Below are 4,143 nucleotides of genomic sequence, written 5' to 3'. Positions count from 1 at the left end.
GTGGTCATTGCGGGGTGGCTGCACCCGTTCCCATTCCGAACACGGCCGTGAAACACCCCTGCGCCAATGGTACTTCGTCTCAAGACGCGGGAGAGTAGGTCGCTGCCAGGTCTGCAAAACGCAACACGCATGCGCCCGAAGCGTAAAGCTTCGGAAAGCGGCATGCGAAAACAAGGATAATCTTCTCGATCACGAAACCTACGGCCCCTGGCCGATCCCAAGGGCCGCCCACAAAGGCGGCTTTTGTCGTTTAAGGCACATTGCAGACAATGAAATGCCAAGGATCGCTCACCGAGCTGCTCGGTGCGCCCCTTACAGGAGACAAATCGCCGCCGGCAATTTGCTCCGGCAGTAGATGTAAGTGCTGCGCACCTACATCACCGTGACAAACCCCTCGGGTTTGCACAAACCGGATAAGCCGCACAGCGGCTTACCCAGATGGCGCGGGGTGGAGCAGCCCGGTAGCTCGTCAGGCTCATAACCTGAAGGCCGCAGGTTCAAATCCTGCCCCCGCAACCAAACCTATCTCGAAAAACCCTGGTAATCAAATAGGTTACTAGGCAGAGTATGTTTCTGCCACAAAGTTCATATCAACAAAATCAATTACTTAAATCGGAGGATCAAATCCGGGGTGCCGTAACCCGCAACCAACTGCGAAAAGGGCTGCGGGGAGAAAGACTGACCTGAGCTCCAAGTTTCCTCCAGCGTTTCGGAGAGTCTTGGGTTTTCAATCTGGCCTCATGCGGCCTGTTTTTCCATAGTCATTTTCCTAGCGAATTCGGTGGGCGTGATGTTGCCCAGCGAGAATGGGGTCGTTGCCTGTTGTACAACACGACGACAGAACACCCACGGGACCGAGGTTCGCGAGCTTTTGTATCCGTGGCATCCCTGGTCGGGGCGGCTCGTTCACGTCCATGAGGCGCTGTCCCAAGGGACGGGTATTTTCCGCTGCAGCCTTTCTGGTGCTTCCTCTGACCGACTTCTTGAAGTCCCGTCGTGGATGTTCGACCGATCTGTGAGTGGTTGTTGGCGCAGCCTTGCGGTCCCGCACGTCGATCTCGCAAGCCTGCATACTTTGGCAAGATTGCTGAAGGACGCTGATGCCTCATCGCAATCTTCGGTAATGGGCGCAGCATTGGTCTCTCACGAAACGAGTCGGAGAGATGTCCATGCCTCGCCAGTCCATGACATACCAGTTCGATCTGTTCTCGGCCCCGCAGCGGGGGAAGACGGCAGGGATGCCGCAATGGCCGGAGTTGCCGGAGGAGACCCGCCAAGCGCTGACGGTGCTCATCGTGCGGCTGTTCGTCGATCACGCAAGGTGCGGGCGTGCCTCCCAACAGAAGGAGACCGGCCATGATGCATGAGAAGATCGGGCCGCATCATCTGGAGCGGAAGGCCATCCTCTATGTTCGGCAGTCCTCGGCTCACCAGGTTCTGCACAATCGAGAAAGCAGCGCCCTCCAGTACGCCATGCGCGACCGTCTGGCAGCGCTTGGATGGTCACATATAGAGACAGTGGATGACGACCTTGGTCGTTCGGCCGCCGGCGGCGTGACCCGCGCTGGATTTGACCGGATGGTGGCGGAAGTATTGCCTGGGCAAGGTCGGCGCCGTGGCCGCGCGTGAGGTATCGCGCTTCGCCCGCAATAGCCGCGATTGGCAGCAACTCATCGAGATGTGCCGCGTTGTCGATACCGTCCTGGTCGACCAGGAAGCAGTTTACGCGCCTCGTCAGGGCAACGATCGCCTGCTCTTGGGTTTGAAGGGCAGCCTCAACGAGTATGAGCTCGATCTCTTGCGTCAGCGTTCCCTTTCCGCCCGCTATGAGAAGGCTCGCCGCGGTGAACTCGTCGTCAGTGTTCCGGCCGGCTTCGTAAAGGCCGGTGATAGGATCGAGAAGGATCCAGACCGACGCATCCAGGAAGCCATCGCACTCGTCTTCAACAAGGTCACCGAACTCGGCAGTGCCCGGCAGGCCTTGCTATGGTTCCTTGAGCAGGGGTTGGACCTGCCTGTCAGGTACACCAATGGTGACGTCATCTGGCGCAGGCCAAATTATGCCACCATCCACCGGATGATTGCGAACCCGATCTACGGCGGCGCTTATGCTTATAGTAAGAGTCGCTCCGTGCCCCGATACGATGGCCGGTCTGGAATTCGTCGCAAGGCGCGTGATGAATGGCTGGCGCTGATCCCGGATGCACATGAAGGCTACATCAGTTGGGAACGGGCGGAGGAGATCCGCAAGATGGTCAGCGACAATGTGCCAGCCAGCCGCCATCACGGGGCGCCGAAGCACGGCGACGCTCTGCTTGCCGGCCTTTTCCGTTGCAAGAGATGCGGTCGAAAGCTGACCGTCCGGTACACCGGAAACAAGCATAACATTCCGCGCTATTCCTGCTGGCGTGGTCTACTCGATAATGGTGAGCCTCGCTGCATTGCTTTCGGCGATCTGCGGGTCGATGACGCGATCGAAGAGGCACTGCTCGGCGTGGTCGAACCAGGAGCCATTGCCGCCGCCATCGAGGCGGAACGTAATGTGGCCAGCCAACGCGACCAGGTTCAGGATGCCCTGCTGCGCGATCTCGAGGCAGCGCGCTATGTAGCCGACCGGGCATTCCGGCAATATGACGCGGCAGATCCGGAGAATAGGCTGGTGACGTCGGAGTTGGAAGCACGCTGGAACAAGGCGCTGACAGGCGTCAGTGAGATCGAGGCCAAGATTGCCAAGCATCGGACAGTTACGCCGCAGCCGTTCCCCATGCCCGCATCACAGGTAACCGCACTTGCGGGAAACCTTCGCACTGTCTGGACGGCGCCGACAACCGATGCAAGGCTGAAGAAGCGCATCGTGCGCACGCTCATCAATGAAGTGGTCGCCGATCTCGATGATGGAACCTCTGAGATCGTCCTCATCATGCATTGGGTTGGAGGCGTCCACACCGAGCTGCGTCTGCCGAAGCGGCGCCGTGGCCAAAGAAACGCGACCCCTGAGGATATTGTCGACGCGGTGAGACAGCTCGTCTTGATCGCCAATGATGATGTGATTGCCGGCGTCCTCAATCGCAACGGACTGACGACCGGCAACGGCAATCGCTGGACACGGGAGAGGGTCACCGCGCTGAGGTCATATCGCAAGATTCCGGTCTTCCGTCCGCAGATCGACGGGGTCGAGCCTTGGCTTAATCTGGGCGGTGCGGCGAAGTTGCTCGGGATCACGCCAAAAACGCTGCCTCTGGCAGCCGAGGCCGGCGAGATTGACGGTTCTCACCCGCTGCCCGATGGTCCATGGATCTTCAGCCGTTCAAAACTGGCAACGCCAGAAGCATGCCAGATCCTCGAGCGCGCCCGGCAGAACCCGCGACACCCCGCAGGATCACATCCAGGTCAGGAGAACCTATTTCCTTCAACAACATAGAAAGATGGGCGTTATGAAACAGGATTGTAATCCTCCTTCCATGCCGTGATCTCGGCTCTGGCGTGAGGCAGTGACGAGAACAGTGTTTCGTTGAGGCACTCGTCGCGGAAACTGCCGTTGAAGCTTTCCACGAAGCCGTTTTGCATCGGCTTCTCCGGCGCGATGTAATGCCACTCGACACGGGTCTGCTGGCACCACCTGAGGACTGCCATTGAGGTCAGTTCCGTGCCGTAGCACATCGGGAATCTTGCTCTGACATGGCCGACGGCGCGCGAAGCCGTACGTAGCGCAGCGCGCCGTACTGGTGGTCATGGCTAGTCCACAGGTCTCTAAAGTGAAGTTGTCGAGGCAACACTTTGGAGGCGACAAGCCATGACCAAATATCTTTCTACTCCGACAAACGCCGTGCTGGTCGCGATCGATATGTCGAAGCACCGTCAGGAGATTCTTATCGAGCGGCCCGAGGGTGGCCGGCGCCGACGTAAGACGGTGATGGCGACCAAGAGTGACTATGACCGCTTGGTAGAGGAACTCGCTTCCATGGCACAACCAATCGTCGTCGGCTTTGAAGCTACCGGCAATTATCACCGTACCCTTGTCAAGCGACACGAGGAATTGACCCCTTTGCCGACATCAGGAATTGACCCCTTTCACTGGTTTGTCGTTTCGTTGGTTTCAAGCGCCGCTCCGGCCTTCTGCAGAAGGCCGGAGCGGCGCTTTTC

General features: G+C 58.7%; 3 protein-coding genes, 1 tRNA gene, 1 rRNA gene and 2 pseudogenes. 5 read left to right on the top strand and 2 right to left on the bottom strand.

Annotated features, from left to right (window positions below; genetic code table 11):
• The 5 genes from rrf to DMO26_RS34875 form a co-directional block, all read left to right on the top strand.
• Positions 1-111, top strand: a 5S ribosomal RNA gene (gene rrf, locus DMO26_RS33125); the annotation flags it as partial.
• Positions 112-442: 331 nt separating this feature from the next.
• A tRNA-Met gene (locus DMO26_RS33120) sits at positions 443-519 on the top strand.
• A gap of 650 nt (positions 520-1,169) precedes the next feature.
• Positions 1,170-1,367, top strand: coding sequence for a hypothetical protein (locus DMO26_RS33110; RefSeq protein WP_117196506.1), 198 nt, complete (start codon positions 1,170-1,172; stop codon positions 1,365-1,367).
• Positions 1,357-1,629 (top strand): recombinase family protein, encoded by a 273-nt coding sequence (locus DMO26_RS34880; RefSeq protein ID WP_264319391.1) that lies wholly within the window; start codon positions 1,357-1,359, stop codon positions 1,627-1,629. Before DMO26_RS33110 ends, DMO26_RS34880 begins: the two co-directional genes overlap by 11 nt.
• The gene (locus DMO26_RS34875; RefSeq protein ID WP_264319390.1) at positions 1,616-3,421 is read left to right on the top strand and encodes a recombinase family protein; all 1,806 of its coding nucleotides are present in this window, start codon (positions 1,616-1,618) and stop codon (positions 3,419-3,421) included. The genes DMO26_RS34880 and DMO26_RS34875 overlap by 14 nt, the downstream gene beginning before the upstream one ends.
• Before the next feature lie 23 nt (positions 3,422-3,444).
• Here DMO26_RS34875 and DMO26_RS33100 read toward each other — a convergent pair.
• A pseudogene (locus tag DMO26_RS33100) lies at positions 3,445-3,651 on the bottom strand (integrase core domain-containing protein); the annotation flags it as partial.
• Between the two features lie 420 nt (positions 3,652-4,071).
• Positions 4,072-4,143, bottom strand: a pseudogene (locus DMO26_RS35220) (ATP-binding protein); the annotation flags it as partial.

It is taken from the genome of Rhizobium terrae (genome assembly GCF_003425685.1).
Taxonomy (GTDB): Bacteria; Pseudomonadota; Alphaproteobacteria; order Rhizobiales; family Rhizobiaceae; genus Neorhizobium; species Neorhizobium terrae.
This window is presented reverse-complemented; position numbering and strand designations above follow the sequence as displayed.

What these genes read in the sequence shown, in the direction of transcription:
- DMO26_RS34880 (WP_264319391.1), top strand. Translation starts at nt 1,357, where the DNA reads ATGATGCATGAGAAGATCGGGCCGCATCATCTGGAGCGGAAGGCCATC.
- DMO26_RS33110 (WP_117196506.1), top strand. Translation starts at nt 1,170, where the DNA reads ATGCCTCGCCAGTCCATGACATACCAGTTCGATCTGTTCTCGGCCCCG.